Origin of the sequence: Maribellus sp. YY47 (genome assembly GCF_023111095.1) — a bacterium.
Taxonomy (GTDB): Bacteria; Bacteroidota; Bacteroidia; order Bacteroidales; family Prolixibacteraceae; genus Draconibacterium.
On record NZ_JALGYW010000002.1, the window covers coordinates 238,662 to 256,448 of the forward strand.

The following is a 17,787-nucleotide window of genomic DNA, read 5'->3' on the forward strand; positions in this document are numbered from 1 at the left end:
TTCAGGAAATGAAAATACAAATGCAATGGATTTCTTCGGAAAGCTTACTCCGATTTGTCCCGGCCTCTGGGAACCTGGCGAATAATCAAACGCAGCGACTGGTCGTACGTCATGTAACTCCAGAGCCAGTTGATAAAAATAACCAGCCGGTTTTTTACCCCCACAATCGACATCAGGTGCACAAACATCCACACCATCCAGGCCACAAAACCCGAAAACCGCAATTTGGGAAGGTCAACTACCGCTCGGTTTCGACCAACAGTCGCCATCGAGCCTTTGTCGTGATATCGAAATCCTGTCAATTCCGTTTTATTATGAAGATTCACGAGGTTTTGAGCCAACAAAGAAGCCTGTTGGAGCGCCACCTGCGCCACCTGCGGATGCCCGTTCGGATACGCTTCAGTTTCCATATAAGCAATATCACCTATGGCAAAAATATCGTCAGCATCGTCCACCTGGTTAAAATCGTTCACCTTGATCCGGTTCCCACGAACAATCAGGTCGGGGTTGATTCCTTCGGGCATCTGACCTTTTACTCCTGCCGCCCAAATCAAAGTATTGGCCTGAAAACTTTCCTTGTCTTCCAGATCAACCTGTTTCCCGTCGTAGTTTAGAACTTTATGCTCCAGTTTTACTTCAACACCCAATTCGGCAAGGTAATTAAATGCCTTTTCGCCGGCTTTGGCGCTCATCCCATTCAACAGCTGATGACTGGCCTCAACCAGCGTAATGGTCATCTGTCTGAAATCCATTTCGGGATAATCTTTGGGAAGCACAAAATTTTTCATTTCGGCCAGTGCACCGCATACCTCAACACCCGTTGGTCCGCCACCTACTACCACCACGTTCAGCATGCGTTTTCGCTCTTCCTCATCACTAAGCGTCACCGCTTTTTCAAAATTACTGAGTATGGTATTTCGCAGAAAAAGCGCTTCGGACACCGACTTCATGGGAAGACTGTTTTTGGCAAAGCTTTGCATCCCAAAGAAATTGGTCGTAGCGCCTGTAGCAATCACCAGGTAATCGTACATTACGGTTCCCAAACTGGTTTCCAGCATTTTTTCTTCCGTCCGAATTTTATTTACTTCGGCCACACGGATAAAAACGTTTTTTACATTCTGGAAAACCTTTCGTAGCGGGAAAGATATGGAACTGGGCTCCAAACCCGAAGTCGCCACCTGGTAAAACAAAGGTTGAAACTGATGATAGTTATTCCGGTCGAATAACACCACCTGGAAATTCTGTTTATACAGTTTCCGCGCCAGGCGTAAACCGGCAAATCCTGCACCAATAATCACTACTCTAGGCTGCTCTGTTCTTGGTATATTAACTGGCATTGATAAATCATTTTACCCTCAAAACAATCCCTTTTCCTGAATGTTTGCCCGGCAATGTGGAAACAACAATTTCTTCACATTACCCCAATATAATTGGCTGTTTTACCAAAAATGTTATTACCCGAAAAGCAATCACTCATCCCTTAACCCTGTCACCAGCGTTTTCTTTTGCAGCGAAAACCAGCTAAGTCCAAAAATCCAAACGATTCCGTTCAGCAAGATCATTCCTGTGACCAGTGCAACCGTGCTAAACGATGCATCGGAATGGGTGGATAAAAACGATGGAAGTGTAGCCACCACTGCGGTGATAAAACCGATCAGAACTCCGGTAAACAGCAAAATCAAATACTCAGAAGTGATTATTCTGAAAATGGGCCGGTTGCTGAAACCAATGGCCTGCATTACCGAAATTTCGCGACGACGTTCCAACAGGGTACGCGCCAAAATCACAGCCAAACCGATGGTACCCAGGATCAATCCAAGTGCTCCCAGTGCCAGAAATATCGACAAGTAGGTATTCGTTACCGAATAAAACTCCACCAGGCGTTTAGCGGTGGATTCCATTTCCCAGCCGTAATCGCGAAAAACAGACTGCAGCTCATCGCCGATTTTTTGCTGATCTTCCGTTTTCCCGTCAATCAGGAAATTATGCGAGCCGCTGTTACTGGGGTAGTTTTTTAGAAAGTTTGGATTGGAGATCAACACGTAGCCCTGAAATATGGAAGGAGTAGTTCCAGCAATCAGTTTTAGTTTGAGTGTATCGCCCAACTCATTTTGATACAGTAAAACGTCGCCAACTTTCTTTCCAAGCCCCCACTGAATAACGGTTTGATCGGCAATGGCAGGAATGGTACCGTCATCAAAAGTTTCATTCAACGCCATCCACGGATCTTTCTCTCCCAGCTCCTTCAATTTGGCAGCAAATGAAAAACGCCCCTGCAGAACTTCCGCGTCAAGCCCCAAAATAGCGGGTTGCGAAATACGGTTCAGGTTCAGACAACTGGCATCGTCGCCCTCTACTTTTCGCAGTTGAACAGCAGTAAACTCCTCAAAAATGCCTTCTTCTGCCCTTTTCTCCGGATTGTTGATATCGAACAAAACGGGCATGGTTGTTTCGGCAAAATACAGGAATCCTCCCGTTCCGCTTGTCTTATTCTGAGCGTTGGCAAACAGATCGAGCTTGTTTGAACCGGTTGATACCACGATAAAAGTTCCAAGTGCAAATAAAATCACAACAGTTAACGACCGGGCCTTGTTTCGGGAAAGATTAAGTTGCGCCAAGCGTCCCAGCCAGAGTTCGTTCTTTCGGCGTTTTTCCAATCCTTTAATAAAACTTCCGAATAATAAAAGCAAGCCAATCAGCAGCAATCCTCCGACAGCAAAAAACAGCGAAGCATTCATTTGCGGCGATACAAATACCTGGTAAATGAAAAGAGCGACCGAAGCAAGCAACGAAACGATCATCAAAACATTCCATCCCAGTTCTTTTATCCGACTTTTGGAAGCTGACGTTTGTTTCTGGAGTTCAGCTGTTTTCTGTTTCTGAAAACGGGAAACCGATATATAAATCGCAGCAAGCGACACCAGTAAACTAATTACAAGTCCCAGAACCACCGTAGCCGGGTAAATCTTTATCAGCAAAACGTCGGTTCTGACAATGTCGTACCACAAGGTATTGAGGATCCTAAAAACCAGCTTTGTATAGAAAATCGAGATCACCGTTCCCAGAATTCCACCTAACAATGCAACTGCAAAACCTTCCCACAAATAAAAACCACGCACCTGTTTTTGTCTGAAGCCCAGCGCATCTAACAGCCCAACTTGTGCAGAGCGATTTTCAAGGTTTAGACGAAACAACAGCGAAGTCAAAACTATTCCGGCAATCAACAGGAAGAAACTCAGACCAATAAAGAGTCCGCTAAAATCAGTACCGTTTTTTGCTGCACTCACCCCTTTTTCACGAATCGGTTCAACCGACATTCCCAAATCGGCAGGTGTAATATTCTCGGCAAATACCTGTTTGTATGTCGCCTCATCAAAAACGTTTGCAGAATAGCGCACAGCCGTATAATTTCCAAAACGGTTCGACCACATTTCCAGCGCCTTGTTTAACGAGATATAAGCTTTCGGAGCCCCTTTGTATTCATCCCAGTAAAGTTCATCTTTATCTCGAATGGCATCCAGATTAATCGGTACGCCGGCTTCCCACTCACGGCAATGCCCGGCATCCGAAAGACCGGGCAGGTTGGGCATTCGGGTTTCATCGGCCCATCCCGGCACCATCGGGACAATCTTTGTCAGAACAAAATCTGATTCTTTTTCAACCAATTTGCGTAAAGGGCCAATTTGCCAGTATTTTAGGCGAATCGAATCACCAATTTCTGCGCCCAAATCATCGGCTGCCCATTGATTGAAAATGATGCCATTTTCATCAAGTCCATCGACTAAAGTGGAAACGAAAGAATATGGGATGCCAACTACGGACTTCATACTATGGGCTTCATACTTTGAAATTTCATTTACAAAATACGTCAACATCGGTTGTGCGCTCGGAAGTTTCTGTAAAGTTTCAGCCACCTTGTCTTCCATAAAAACACGTTCGGTTGATATCTCCACCTCATCAGTTGCTTCAATATTTTTTAGCTGAAGTCCTGCATCGGCGGGTGTCAGACAATGTTTTACCGACTTCAAAACCTCGTCTGTTCCCAGATCGGTAGTTATCAGTATCTGGTTGGTTTTCCCGTGGAATTCCATCAGGCGATTTAAACGGTCGATGGAAAGAAAAATATTATAGGGTGCTGTTTGTGAGTTTTTCAGACTAAACCGCCCCAGCTCTTCCTTTTGAACAATATTTTTAATGGTCGCACGCAACGAAACGCTTGTCTCTTCAGCAGAAATAAACGGCGCGTTCAACGGAATCAAACTGGCTTTTTTGATGCGCACCAGCAAATTTTCACCTTCTTTTACAGCCAGCCGTTCAGCCAGATTTTTGCTGATAGCGATTTCATTATTTTGCAATTCGGAAAAGATCTTTGTATTTGATATCTTCTCAAAAGATTGGTCAACACCTATCACCTGCACCTTGTTGGCACGCCGTTGACCGCCATCGGCTACGGCAACACCTTCGAGCAACAACACAGGTGCTGCCTGAATCTGAGCGTTGTCAGCTTCCAATTCTGAAGCCATTTCCTGCCTGAAATAACGTTCCACCACCGAAACCAGGTGCGTGGTTTCACCCAGCCGGTAAAAGGTGGCCTGCTCCAGACTGTAACGCACCGAGTCGCCAATCACCAGCGAGCCGGTTAAAACCATGGTACTCACCACTACTCCCAGCGCCACCAGCAGGTTGGCTTTGAAATAGTGTAAAAACGTTTTTATTATGTATTGCAGTCGTGTCATGTTCACCCCTCCGGCTTCGCCGCACTCCCCTCAAAGAGGGGAGAATATTCTTTTTCCAATTCTTTTTTCGTCATTCCCGCGAAAGCGGGAATCTTATGAACTTAATTGCCCATTCTTTAATACAAACTTCTTATCCATCTGCTCTGCCAAAACAGCCGAGTGGGTCACCGTAACCAAAGCAACACCCTCATCATCACTTAACTTTTTCAGCAAATCGGTTAATGCGGCGGCATTTTCTTCATCAAGAGCACCGGTAGGTTCATCTGCCAGAATTAGCTTGGGTTTTTTGATCAGTGCCCGGACAACTGCAGTCCGCTGGCATTCTCCACCCGACATCTCCGATGGTTTTTGATGGCGCTGCTCCCAAATCCCTACTTTTTTGATCAGGTATTCCGCCCAGTCTTTTTGCTCTTTTGTGATTTTACTTCCCTGAGGCAAAAGTGGAAGCAGTACATTCTCCCGCAAACTCAGCTGAGGCATTAAATGGTGCATCTGAAAAACAAATCCCAAATGTTTGTTTCGAAAAGTTGCCAGTTCGTTTTTTGAATATCCGGTGATGTCCTTTCCTTCAAAGAGAACCTTGCCAGCTTCGGGTTGATCAAGTGCACCGATAAGGTTAAGCAGCGTTGTTTTGCCCGATCCACTCGGCCCAGCAATAGCCACTTTTTCTCCTTGATTCAATTCAAAGTGTAAATCTTTCAGCACGGCCCGGTAACTATGCGTACCCGGTTCGCCGTAGCCTTTGGTTATGTTTTGTAATTGTAGCAGCATTTTATCTTTGTGTTCCTCTGTGCCTTCTCTGTGTACTCTGTGGTACTTCCCTTTCTAAACCACTGAGAACACTGAGGTTTCACAGAGATTATTTCTTCAGACTTTCGTATAAAGTTATAATTTCTTTGGCGTGATTATGAATATTAAACTTTTTAAGGGTTCCCTCGTAACCTTTCCGGCTTAGTTCTTCCAGCTTGTCAGGGTTTGATAACAGATCGGTCCATGTTTCACTTAACTTTTGCGGTGTATTGGGCATGTAAGTCACCCCGCCACCTGAGAGTTTAACAATTTCGGGGAAAGCGCCCAGAGCAGGCTGCACTACAGGTACTCCTGAAGCCATCGATTCAATCAGGTACATACCGAAAGCTTCACCGATGCGCACCGGCACCGAGATCAGCGAAACTCTTTTGAAGAAATCGTTTACTTCTTTGCCCTCGAAATCAGGAAGCACTTCCAGCGAATCAAGAAGATTATGTGCTTTCAATTTCCTCCTTTGTTCTTTATTGAATTTGGCATCATCGCCGGTCGATCCCCCTGTCGCAATCAGCTTTACATCTTCAAACCCAGGTTTCTTTTTTAGCTCAATAAAGGCATCCACCACAATGTCAAAACCGTCTTTGTAGCACATGCGGGAAATGTAGCCTACATTTCTTTCTTTGCCTTTCGTGGAAACATATTGGTAATCTTCCACGTCCACCCCCAAATGAATCGTTTTTACTTTTTCATCCGGCAAATTCATTCGTTTTTTCATCACGCCTGCAAAAAAGTCGCTTACCGAAACCAGCACATCTACGTCGTTTGCCCGCTCGTGCATCAGATCCCATATTTTCTTCTGAAATTTCGGTTGCATCGGGTCAATCCAAACATCTTCGTCCTGAAGCGTGCAAAGAACGGGAACTCCGATTTTCTCTTTTAGCCGGCGGGCCAGTCCCAAAAGCAAAGCATTTGAAATATGAATAATATCGGGCTGACAATGTTCCGCAATCCAGTTCACCATGTGGTCGAGTTCGTCTTTTTGCGCACCTTCTTCACCCAAAAGCATTGAAACGGTCATGTCTTCCAGGCCTTTGGCATTGGTTGAGCCGGCCATAGAAGCGGCCAACTTCATCATGGGTTTCGAATTAAGCATGCGATCGAACCAGGCAGGAGCTTTTCGAAAAATGGGATACACCTGTTTCAGGTAAGTGCTGATAGCACCATAAAAAATCGGAACTTCCGAAATGTCATGCTCATCAGCAAACAAGGGAAGATACATGGGAATCTTTGTCACTTTGTGGCCTTCGGCACGCAGCGCGTTAAAATATTTGCTGTCGCGCAAACAGTTTCCGCAATAAAAACTTCCTCCCGAACCAGGTATGATCTGAATGATGTTCATTTCTTAAGCGTTTGAAGACCGGAGTCGGAAGCCGGAAGCTGACCGGTCAACTATTATTTTCCAAAACAATATACATTTCCGTCGTATGCCCCCACAAAAATCCTCCCTGCTGCCACGGCCGGATTACTGACGATCTGGCTGCCAATTTCATAACTCCAAACCAACGAGCCGTCTGAAAGGTTCACCATGGCCAGGTCGCCCCTCATGTTTCCAATGATCACCTTATCTTTTACCACTACGGGTGAAGCGTCCACCTGTCGGCCGGTGTTGTATTCCCACAACTTTTTCCCCGAGTTTTTATCGAAACAATACAAAAACTTGTTGTAGTTGGCCGTTAACACTTTGTCGCCAATTAACGACGGAGAAGCAATAAATTGCAGGTGTGTTTTATCATCTTTCCAAACCCAGGTGGTTTTATCCGTTTTAATGTCCACCTGAAAAAAGCGGCCATCGTAATCGCCAATGTAAGCTTTCCCGTCCTCAACCGCGACAGAACCTGCCACATAGGTCGCCACATCGATCTTTTTATCCAGCTTTCCGGTAGCCACATCCACAATGTGCAGAAACCCGTCGCAGCCGCCAAACATGGCTTTTCCGTTGGCACTCGCCGCCGCGCCGTTAATGTAGTTATCAGATTCGTATTTCCACTTCAGCTCACCAGTCTTTCCATCAACACAATGCAAAAAGAAATCATAGCTTCCTACAAAAACAAACGTGGATTTACCATCGCTCCACCAGTTGGGTGATCCAACGATCTGGTTTTCACATTCGTACTCCCACAGCTTTTCGCCGGAATCCAGATTCAGAGCCAGCAACATTCCGTCCAGGTTGCCTACATAAACCGTTTTATCAAGAATTAAAGCAGGTGCTTCAATCGAATTACTGGTTTCAACTTTCCACAACAGTTTTCCTTTTGTATCCAGACAATACACAAAACCGTCGGTAGAACCAACCACCACTTTCCCATCGGCGACTACAGGAGAGGATTTTATATTATCGCCGGTTTGGAAAGTCCATAATAATTTGGGCGAATCGGGAACAGAAGTCTTCGAAACACCTGTTAGGTGTGTCTCGCCACGGAAAATTGGCCACGAATCAGAAGGTTGGGCGATTGCCCGCACTACGAACAAAAGAATAATATTTAGAAATAGTATTTTTTTCATGCTTTTCTTTTTACCACTGAAAACACAGAGAAGACACTGAGTTTCACCGAGAGTTTTTCAAACTGATCGCTCCTGTTGGACAACCAGCAGCTACTTTTTCGGCGGTTTCTGTTAACCCTTTTTCAAGTTCTTCATTGAACGGAACACCAATTTCCACATCAAAACCGCGGCCAATGTATGTGAATCCGAATCTCTCGGTATATTTCTCAGTAAGGCGAACACAAATTCCACACTTGATACACTTTTGTGCCTCATAAACCACCGATCCGTGATTCATCAGCTTTGTCATGCTGCGGCGCTCGCTGGTTTTAAACCGTTTTTGATCGGCCTTATACTGGTCTGAATAAATCCTTAGCTTGCAATCATCAATCGCGCGGCAATCGCAATGCAGACAACGCTTTGCTTCTGCTATCGCTTCCTCCTTTGAAAAACCCGAATAACCACCTTTCTCCGGAAATGTTCTTTTCCCTTCCACCGATTCTTTTAAATACTCAGCATATTCGGCGGCTACCAGCTTTCCAACTCTGGAATTAAACAAGCGCGGCTCTCCTTTAGGCGACTCACCGTTTAAATACTGCAACACCGAAAATGCCACTTCCTTTCCCTGACCAACAGAACGAACCGCCAAACGCGACGAGCGTAAAACATTTCCAATAGCGAATACTTTTTCGTCGGAAGTCTGATAAGAATCTTTGTTGGCAACAATTCCTTTGGGTGTTGCATTCAAATTGAATTTTTCAGAGGATTCAGAAACCGTTCCGCTTGCCAAAACAATCGCATCAAAATCAGTTTTCAACGTCTCGAACATTTCAGCGTTGATCTCCTTTCCGCCCAAAAACTCAACACCCGTATTCAGAATCGCTTCAATTTCCTTATCCAGTACTTCTTTTGGAAGAACTTCGTCGTTAATCTCAGTCCGGAGCAATCCTCCTGCTTTTTCATTCTTATCAAACAAACTAATCTGAACGCCCTTTAGCTGAAGGTAGTACGCTGCAGCCAATCCTGCAGGACCTGCACCAATTACGGCAACTTTCTTTCCTGTTTTTTTAACAGGAATAATTTTAGGTTGAATGCCTTCATCGCCGACAAAACGTTTCAACAGACAAATAGAAACCGGTTGATCCACCGTTTTACGATGACAGGCTCCCTCGCAAGGCGCCGGACAAATCCGGCCCAAAACGGCCGGCAGAACAATGTCGCGTTTCACTATTTCCAGCGACTCGTCAAACTTCCCTGCGGCTATCAAACGATTCATCAAAGGAATATTCATGTGCGCGGGACACGCCACCTGACAAGGAGCTTCACAATCGCCGGTATGCTCGCTTAACAAAAGTTCAAGCGCCATTTTCCGCGATTCAGACACCTCTTCCTCATCGGTAACAATGTCCATTCCCTCCAGCGCCTTTACCGAGCACGAAGGCAGTAATCTCCCGGTTGAGCGGTCTTTCACCATGCACAACATGCACGATGTAAAATGCTCCAGCTCATCGTGCCAGCACAAATTAGGTATATCGATGCCCAGTTGCTGCGCCGCCTTCATTACCGAAGTGCCTTCTTCAATCTGAATTTCCTTGTTATTTATTTTGAGTTTGATCATCTTTTTCTCGCAAAGGCGCAAAACCGCCAAGTCTAATTATGCTCTTTTTCGTATTTCAACTTCAACCTTCCTTCGATTATGATCAGGATGACGTTCTCTCAACTTTGAACTATTTCACATGCTTCTTCAAAACCGGGTAAAGCTGGTCCGCCAGCTGTACAAAACCAAAATCAGTCAGGTGAACGCCGTCAACTGTTGCTTCCTGACTGTGCCCGATTAGATCATCCGCTTTTACATAATAGATATTCCGGTCGCCTTTCTTTTTCTGTGCATCGAAGATTTGTTTCAGGGTAATGTTCTTATCCACTACTGCCTGATGCACGCTTTGATCGAAATACATGTGCGGATACAATATATTCTCAACCATAATTATGGGTGTTGCCGGCTTTTTCTCTCTTATGATTTCCAGGAACCGGACATACTTTTCCTTCATTAAATCGGCAGTAACATTGGGCAAACAGTCAATGACAAAACACGATGCATCGATGGTTGCCATTGCTTCAGCTACCTCGTAATCGAGTTTGCCGTTTCCGCTAAAACCAAGATTGATGATCTCGCGATCCAGCATGCGGGACAAAATATTTGGATAGGACATTCCGGCCCGTGAAGCGCATCCTCCCTGTGTAATGCTGGTTCCGTAAAACACAACCGGCTTCCCCGTTTGAGGCGAATTCACCTCCGGCACTTTTATATTTGCTGAAGGAAGCACTCCAATCTCCAATTGGGCAAGGCCATCGTACAACGGAAGGTACAACATATACTCTTTTTCACCTTCCGGCATATTTTGAATGATCACTACCTGCGAGGTTTTCCCGGTAGGACGAGCAGAATTCACAAACTGCCACTTGCCGTTTTCCAGGCAATACAAATCAAGTCCCTTGATTCCCGTCATCGTAAAATGATTCATAACCACATCTCCGGTAACTTCCCATTTGGCACCAATTGCCGTTGAGTTGGTCCGGAAACGAATCGCCAGTCCACTGCTGTTTTTAGATAAATTCCAAACCGGAGGACGGGTTACATCCTGCAAAGTGGCAGGTAAGCGCTCGTAACGGTTTTGGGTATCTTCAAATCCCTTTCCAATAACTGGCAAAGTGGAAGCGTCCACGTATTTCAGGCTGTCGGCGGTAATGGCCATTGCAGCCATGGGGAAAACTACTATCAGAAATATCAATAAATGTCTCATGTTATACTTTTAAAAATTTTATTTCACGTCAATTGCATCAACCGGACAGGCGGCTCTGCAAGCATCGCATTTAATACACAGTTCGGTATTGATGCTGTGCTTTTCGTGCGGGGTGAACGGAATCGCGTCAACCGGGCATTTCTGCACACATTTGGTACATCCGATACAATTATCGTTGACCGAATAGGTGATCAAATCGGCACATTTCCCGGTCGGACAAACACCGTTGATATGCGCTTCGTATTCGTCGCGGAAATATTTCAATGTACTCAACACCGGATTCGGGGCTGTTCTTCCCAAACCGCACAAACTTCCTTTTTTAGTCCACTCTGCCAGTTTTTCCAGCTCTTCAATATCGCCTTGTTTCCCTTTTCCTTTCGTGATGTTTTCGAGGATATCCAGCATTCGGCGCGTACCCACCCGGCAAAAAGTACATTTTCCGCATGATTCTTCCTGTGTAAACGACAGGAAATAGCGGGCAATATCAACCATACAATCGGTTTCGTCGAGCACCACCAATCCACCCGATCCCATCATCGCTCCCATTTCCTGCAGCGACTCAAAATTGATCGGGGTTTCCGCATATTCAGCCGGAATACAACCGCCGGACGGTCCGCCGATTTGAACGGCCTTAAACTTTTTGCCGTTGGCAATTCCACCGCCAATCTCCTCAATCACTTCACGAATGGTTATTCCCATCGGCACCTCGATCAATCCGCCGCGTGCCACTTTACCAGCCAGCGCAAAAACCTTTGTTCCGGTACTTCGGGCAGTGCCGATCTCGGCAAATTTCTCCCATCCTTCGCGTAAAATATAGGCAATCTGGGCAAAAGTCTCGGTATTGTTGACAAGAGTTGGCTTTCCGAACAAACCACTTTCAGCCGGAAATGGCGGACGAATCCTCGGGAAACCGCGGCTTCCCTCAATCGATGCAATCAATGCCGTTTCTTCGCCACACACAAATGCTCCGGCACCTTCATAAATCTGAAGATCAAGACTAAACGAAGTCCCCAGTATATTTTCGCCCAGCAGATTATTCTCTTTGCAGATTTTTAATGCTTCGCGAATACGGGTAACTGCCAGCGGATACTCAGCCCGAATGTAAAAGTAGCCGTGGTGAATACCCGTAGCATAAGCCGCGATGGCCATTCCTTCGATGATTCGGTAAGGATAGGATTCGAGCAGCATCCGATCCATAAAGGCGCCGGGGTCACCCTCGTCGCCATTACAAATCAGGTATTTAATCTCACTTTTCTGTTTTTTTACGGCCTCCCATTTTATACCACTGGGAAAACCGCCGCCACCACGACCTCGGATGCCACTTTTCTTAATCTGATCCACGACATCGTCTGGCGACAAGGTATCGAAAACCTTTTGCAGAGCTGAAAAACCACCCCGCTTTTTGTACTCATTTATATCCAGCGGATTGATCATTCCCCGGTATTCGGTTGCAATGGGCAACTGATTTCCAAGAAACGACGCCACCGGTTTCTCACGCATGCTAATTTCGTAGCGCTGCACCCCTTCCCAGTTACGGTCGGTCTGGATGGTTTCAACAGTGTGAATCAGTTTATTTTTTAAGCGGGTGAGCAGCCCCGGTGCATCAAAGTGATTTTCTACAATACCTTTTACATCTTCAGGTTTTACCTTGGCGTATAAAGTTGGTTCGCCTTCATTCGGGACCACTTCCACCAAAGGCACCTGGTGACACATCCCCACGCAACCGACGTGTTTCAGATTCACACGCAGCCCACTTTCGTTGACCACATGCTCTACTTCCTCCTGAATCTCTTTACTGCCACTGGCTACACAGCATGAACCCAGTCCGATCCGAATTTCGCCCTGAATTTCAGTGCCGTCGGCTTTTCGTGCCTTCTTCAGGTCGCGCTTTCCCTTTATGCTTTCAAAATCTTCAATGATCTGCCCCACCTGATCGGATGCCACATGACCGTAAGTCGTTCCATCGATCTGAACAACGGGAGCCAGCGTACAACAGCCAAGACAGGCCACTTTTTCAATTGTATATTTTCCAACAGAATCGGTATTAATTCCATCAGCTAATTTTAATTCCCTCCGAAAAGCATCGTACACCTGAACTGCACCTTTTACATGGCAAGCAGTACCCACACAAACCTTGATCATGTGCTCGCCAACCGGGTGCAGTCGAAACTGCGAGTAAAAACTTGCCACCCCGATTATCTCTGCTGCGGTGATCTCCGACTTTTCAGCCAGGTAACGCAATGCCTCTTCCGGAAGATAGTTATACTCCTTCTGAATAGCCTGCAAAATCGGAATCAGACTCTTTTTTGAAGCGCCTTTTTCTGTAATCAGGTGGTCAATATATTGATTGTATTCTGTCATATTTTCTCGCAAAGTCGCCAAGATGCTATATTTTTTCAATCTACTTTCAGTTTTGCGGCGTATAGAACTTTCTTTTTCAATGTTTCGAATGTGGATACGCCTTTCTGCTAGTTTCAATCCCCGGGTTAAAACCCGTGGTTATCCGTCAGCTGACGGATTTAACTCCTCCGAAGTTATTTTCCGATACAGTACAAATTCTTGTCTCCCCGGATATAAATTCTGCCGTCGGCAAATGCCGGAGTTGGCCCCGAATGTTCGCCCAATTTGTTATCACTGATCTTTTTCAATTCCTTGCCAAATTCGTACACGTGCATTACACCGTCGTTATCCATCATAAACAGCTTGCCATCAGCCGTTACCGGCGATGAATACAAAGTTGTCCCCAGATCGTCCTCCCAATATTGTTCTCCGGTTTTAGTATCGTAGCAAACCAGCACGCCATAACTTGTGGCAACAAACAACAATCCATTGTATGCCAGCGGACTGGAAGCTTCGGGAAGATACTCATCGTTTTCCCATACAACCGATGCTGTTTTTGGATCAATCGCCACCAGACGGGCGTATTCATTGGCAGCAAAAATCAATCCGTCGGAAAAAGCCACCGAAGGCCCGACTTCGCCCATCATACATTCAACTTTCCAGAGCTCATCGCCTGATTCAACATCGTAACCGGCCACAATCGGATCTGCGGTTAGTATAACCTCGTATTTTCCGTTAATTTCTGCCAAAACAGGGCTTGCCCATGAAATTTTCGATTCACGCTGTTTATCCCAAACCGTTTCACCCGTAGCGGTATTTAATGCCAGTAAGCGTCCTCCGCTGTTGGTATCGTACTGAACAAAGAGTTTTCCACCCCAAGTAATCAGCGACGAGGAATGTCCGTAATGGTTGTTCGGAACGCCCAGGTTTCGCGCCCACAAACGTTTACCGTTCATATCAAAAGCGATTACGTCGCCGCTGGCAAAAATGGCAAAAACGGCTTTCCCATCGGTAGTTAACGAAGGAGCTGAAAGCCCCGTATCGGGTGTAACCTTGGGCATTGCAGCTGGCGATCCCTGAATATTATTGGCAACGCCTGTCCAAAGGAGTTTACCGGTGTTCCGGTCGTAACAATATACTTCGCGTGCATTGTTATCAGCGCCGGCGATAAAAATCTTGTCACCCCAAATGATCGGCGAATTGAATCCCGGTTTTGGAATCGGAGATTTCCACAAAACATTGGTTCCGGCAGATGCATCCCATTCGGTCGGGATATTTTTGGCGTAACTAACTCCCTGTCCGAGCGGTCCTCGTAATGAATTATGATTTGCTTTTAATGCCGTCAACGTCAATCCGGAAGATGCCGGAGCAGTTCTTTCAGGTGCTTTTGTTTCCACCGTTTCCTTCTGCGCTTCCGCTTTCTGCTCTGTCTCTGCTGCGGGTGTCGTTTCAGATTGTTTCACCGGCTCTGCGGCTGGTTCGGCTTCAGGTTCTGATGGCTCACTTTCAGTCACGGGATTTTGACCGACTTCAATTACTTCGATCTGCTCTTCCGGCTGATTGGTTTCATTTTCAGCCACCAAACTGACAGCGTCGTAATCTTTGAGATGATTTACCGTGGCAAAACCGGCCACAACTGCCAGCGCCATCACAAGTACGCCAACAATGATAATCCCTTTTTGAGCCAAAATACGGCTGGCGATTTCATTTTCCAGTTTTGCATCCGGTTCTTCTATTTTACTTTTGGCGGAATAGTAAACCCGCAGAGCAAACACCAGAACAACAGCGCCGAACAGAATCAGATACGCACCGGTTTTCACCTGCCACTGACTGTTGAAATATGCCTTTCTGGCCAGGAGATCAAAAGCACGGATCTCCGCTTTTAATTCTTCGTTGTTGGGCTCCTGTTTCAACCTTTGCACAAGTGCTTCGAGAGCCTTGCTTTCAATGGGATCGCTTTTGGATACCTGCCAGAAGTTCAGCAACAAAAGGATGGCCACTGCCGTGCAGAATATTCCGGCAATCAACGCGATGTTTTGTGCTAATTTTAATTTGTCGTTATTGGTCATATTTTTTGGTTTGAAGCAGGGAGTACGAAGTCGGAAGTTTGTGTCCGAATTTCATAGCTGCCTGGCATCTTTTTTATTTGCGTTTCAATCTTGCTCCTCTTTTGCGGCGCATACATCTTTCTGTTTCAATGCTTCGGTCGTGAATGCGCCTTTTATTCGCTTTGCTCATTTCCGCCCGGTTAAAACCGGGGGTTATCCGTCAGTTGACGGATCCAACTCCTACGGAGTTTTTATTTCATTTCAAATCTTTTTCAATTTGATCATTTATCCATTCTTCATTTTTCCACCGGACAGTAATCCACACACCGTGCACAGCTAAAACAATTTCCTCGGTGAGGCTCGTAATCCTGCCGTTTACGGAAAACCACCGTGTTTAATAAAGTCATGCCAATTACCAATCCCATAAAACCACCGGCGATCATGCTTCCTATATAAAACTTATCGCGGATGACTTCTGCTTCTTCCACGAGCTGCTCCATTGATTTTCCGGAAGCACGGAAAGTCTGCACATCTATGTTATCGAGATCTTCTTTGATCTCCGGTTTTGAAATCATAAGCTCCGCCAGGTAAATCGTGGGATTGGCTTTTGACAAAAAGGTATGTGATTGTGCACCTACAAAAACTCCCAGTACCATCCACAAAGGAATGATCAGTGCATAGGTAATAAAACGTTTCGGTCCTAAACCCGACTTCACTACTTCCTTCTCGTTGGTTGGAAAATCGATCGCATCAAAAGGACAAGAGTTGGTACACAATTTACACTGAATACATTTTGACGGAGTGATGCTTAAATGCCATTTTGAAAAACGTGACATCCAGCTTAAAAGAACGCCGTACGGACATAAAAAGCGACAATACGGACGTGCCACAAACATTCCCATCAGTAAAAAAGCTACGCCTAAAACTACCATATGAAACTTGGCATCCATCCTGAAAATTCCGACAAAAGGATCATAACGACAGATGATAAAATCGGTACCTGTGGCGGCAAACAATACTGCCAGCGAGAGATATAGGTAAGGAATCAACCCCAGCGTTTTATTCAGCCATTTGGGGAGACTGATCGGTTTCATTACCACCAGATCCTGGATGGCTCCCAAGGGACATGCTCCGGCACAAAAAGTTCTTCCAAAAAACAGTGTAAACAACAATGGCAACAGAAAAAACAAAAGTGCAGTCAGCGAAATCGCATAGGTTGCATCAAACAGTGTCAGCGTTACATTTTGTATGGAACCAATACTGCAAATACAACCGTTCCGGTAAAATCCAAAGTAAGCCAGCGTAAAAATCGACAGCCACAGGATTCCTTGCCGCGACCGGCTTTTTAATGCAAACCAGGTAGCGGCTGAAAGTACCAGTAATAGAACCAGTACATCAAAATATTCAAGGGACAAAGCACGGGGCTCGGGTGTTACCGGAGAAGGTTGTGTATAGCCACTGTCGAACTCAGGCTTTGGAAAGCGTTGCTGTTGTGCCGTCAAGGAAAAAGTAGAAAGGAAAAAGGCAAAGGTGAACAGTGCAAACTTTGCATACTTCAATACGGCAAGTTTCCAGTCGCAGTATTCAGTATCTTTCACTAATGACTGATGACTGCTGACTAATGACTCGCAACTCGTGGCTCGCGGCTCGTAGCTGATCTCTATATCAGTTTTTTGATTCATTTGTCTTTCAATCTATGCTGGATTTGTCCAGCTACCTTTTACTTTGTAGGCTTCGCTTGCCGGAACCCGGCTGATGGCATCAGAAGGGCACAACCGGGCAATGGAACACTCGTTACAATTCACACAAATGTGATGCATAATTTGTAAATGCATCGAACCATTACCAAACGAAGTACATCCGGCCACACACTTGGCGCAACCGATGCACAGTTCCTCGTTGATATGGTATTCAAAATAAGGTTCTTCAATAAAACGACGTTCGATGGCTGCTGTTGGGCAAAGCTGGTTTTCGGCAGCCGTACTCCGTGCATTGGAATCGGGTTTCAGATAACCGCCACACAGATCGCAATATCCGCAAAGATCAAAAGCATGTATACATTTCACTGCCGATGGCGACATCACACACTCGGTTGCACAACGACTGCATTGAGTACATTTGAAAGGATCGATCTGCCAAACATATTCACCGGTAGTTACGCGGCGCAAGGCTGATGCACTCACCACTCCCAGCGAGAGCAGCAAAGAAGCCCTCACCCCGTTTTGAATGAATTTTCGCCGGCTTTGTGCTTTATTTTTCTCTTCCATCTCTCACCTCCTTTGCCTGCGGAAGTTCACATTTCACAAACTTTCCGCAATTCTTACATGTTGGAGAAACCGAACAGCTGGCGGTTACTTTCTTATTTAGGATCAGGTAACCGGATGTTGCGGTCAATCCTCCCAACAAGAGAAGTCTGCCTCCTTTTTGTATGAATTTTCGTCTATCCATTGTTCTAATCAGCCTTTGTTTGTGCGGCGCCTGGTTAGCCTGCTTTGCAATCAGCTTTACCGCTAGCGCCTTTTACTCGCTTCGCTCATTACCCCGGGGTTAAAACCCCGGGCTATTAAAATC

11 protein-coding genes are annotated in these 17,787 nt (G+C 45.7%); all 11 read right to left on the reverse strand.

Annotated elements, in window-relative coordinates:
- Positions 1-44: 44 nt before the first annotated feature.
- The gene (locus MR764_RS02470) at positions 45-1,337 is read right to left on the reverse strand and encodes an NAD(P)/FAD-dependent oxidoreductase (protein WP_247977804.1); all 1,293 of its coding nucleotides are present in this window, start codon (positions 1,335-1,337) and stop codon (positions 45-47) included.
- A gap of 132 nt (positions 1,338-1,469) precedes the next feature.
- Positions 1,470-4,736, reverse strand: coding sequence for an FtsX-like permease family protein (locus MR764_RS02475; RefSeq protein ID WP_247977805.1), 3,267 nt, complete (start codon positions 4,734-4,736; stop codon positions 1,470-1,472).
- A 93-nt stretch (positions 4,737-4,829) separates the two neighbouring features.
- A complete protein-coding gene (locus MR764_RS02480; protein ID WP_247977806.1) occupies positions 4,830-5,507 on the reverse strand; it encodes an ABC transporter ATP-binding protein in 678 nt (225 codons plus the stop codon).
- A gap of 88 nt (positions 5,508-5,595) precedes the next feature.
- Complete coding sequence (locus MR764_RS02485; protein WP_247977807.1) at positions 5,596-6,882, reverse strand: glycosyltransferase family 4 protein; 1,287 nt, start codon at positions 6,880-6,882, stop codon at positions 5,596-5,598.
- A gap of 53 nt (positions 6,883-6,935) precedes the next feature.
- Entirely contained in the window at positions 6,936-8,045 is a 1,110-nt protein-coding gene (locus MR764_RS02490; protein ID WP_247977808.1) for a PQQ-binding-like beta-propeller repeat protein, read from the reverse strand.
- Positions 8,046-8,088: 43 nt separating this feature from the next.
- Entirely contained in the window at positions 8,089-9,642 is a 1,554-nt protein-coding gene (locus MR764_RS02495; protein WP_247977809.1) for a 2Fe-2S iron-sulfur cluster-binding protein, read from the reverse strand.
- A 109-nt stretch (positions 9,643-9,751) separates the two neighbouring features.
- Positions 9,752-10,828 (reverse strand): SGNH/GDSL hydrolase family protein, encoded by a 1,077-nt coding sequence (locus MR764_RS02500; protein ID WP_247977810.1) that lies wholly within the window; start codon positions 10,826-10,828, stop codon positions 9,752-9,754.
- An 18-nt stretch (positions 10,829-10,846) separates the two neighbouring features.
- A complete protein-coding gene (locus tag MR764_RS02505) occupies positions 10,847-13,210 on the reverse strand; it encodes an NAD(P)H-dependent oxidoreductase subunit E (RefSeq protein ID WP_247977811.1) in 2,364 nt (787 codons plus the stop codon).
- Positions 13,211-13,362: 152 nt separating this feature from the next.
- Positions 13,363-15,237: a PQQ-binding-like beta-propeller repeat protein gene (locus MR764_RS02510; protein ID WP_247977812.1), complete on the reverse strand. Its 1,875-nt coding sequence runs from the start codon at positions 15,235-15,237 to the stop codon at positions 13,363-13,365.
- Positions 15,238-15,512: 275 nt separating this feature from the next.
- Positions 15,513-16,898: a 4Fe-4S binding protein gene (locus MR764_RS02515; protein WP_247977813.1), complete on the reverse strand. Its 1,386-nt coding sequence runs from the start codon at positions 16,896-16,898 to the stop codon at positions 15,513-15,515.
- A gap of 12 nt (positions 16,899-16,910) precedes the next feature.
- Positions 16,911-17,483, reverse strand: coding sequence for a hypothetical protein (locus MR764_RS02520; protein WP_247977814.1), 573 nt, complete (start codon positions 17,481-17,483; stop codon positions 16,911-16,913).
- Between the last annotated feature and the right edge of the window lie 304 nt (positions 17,484-17,787).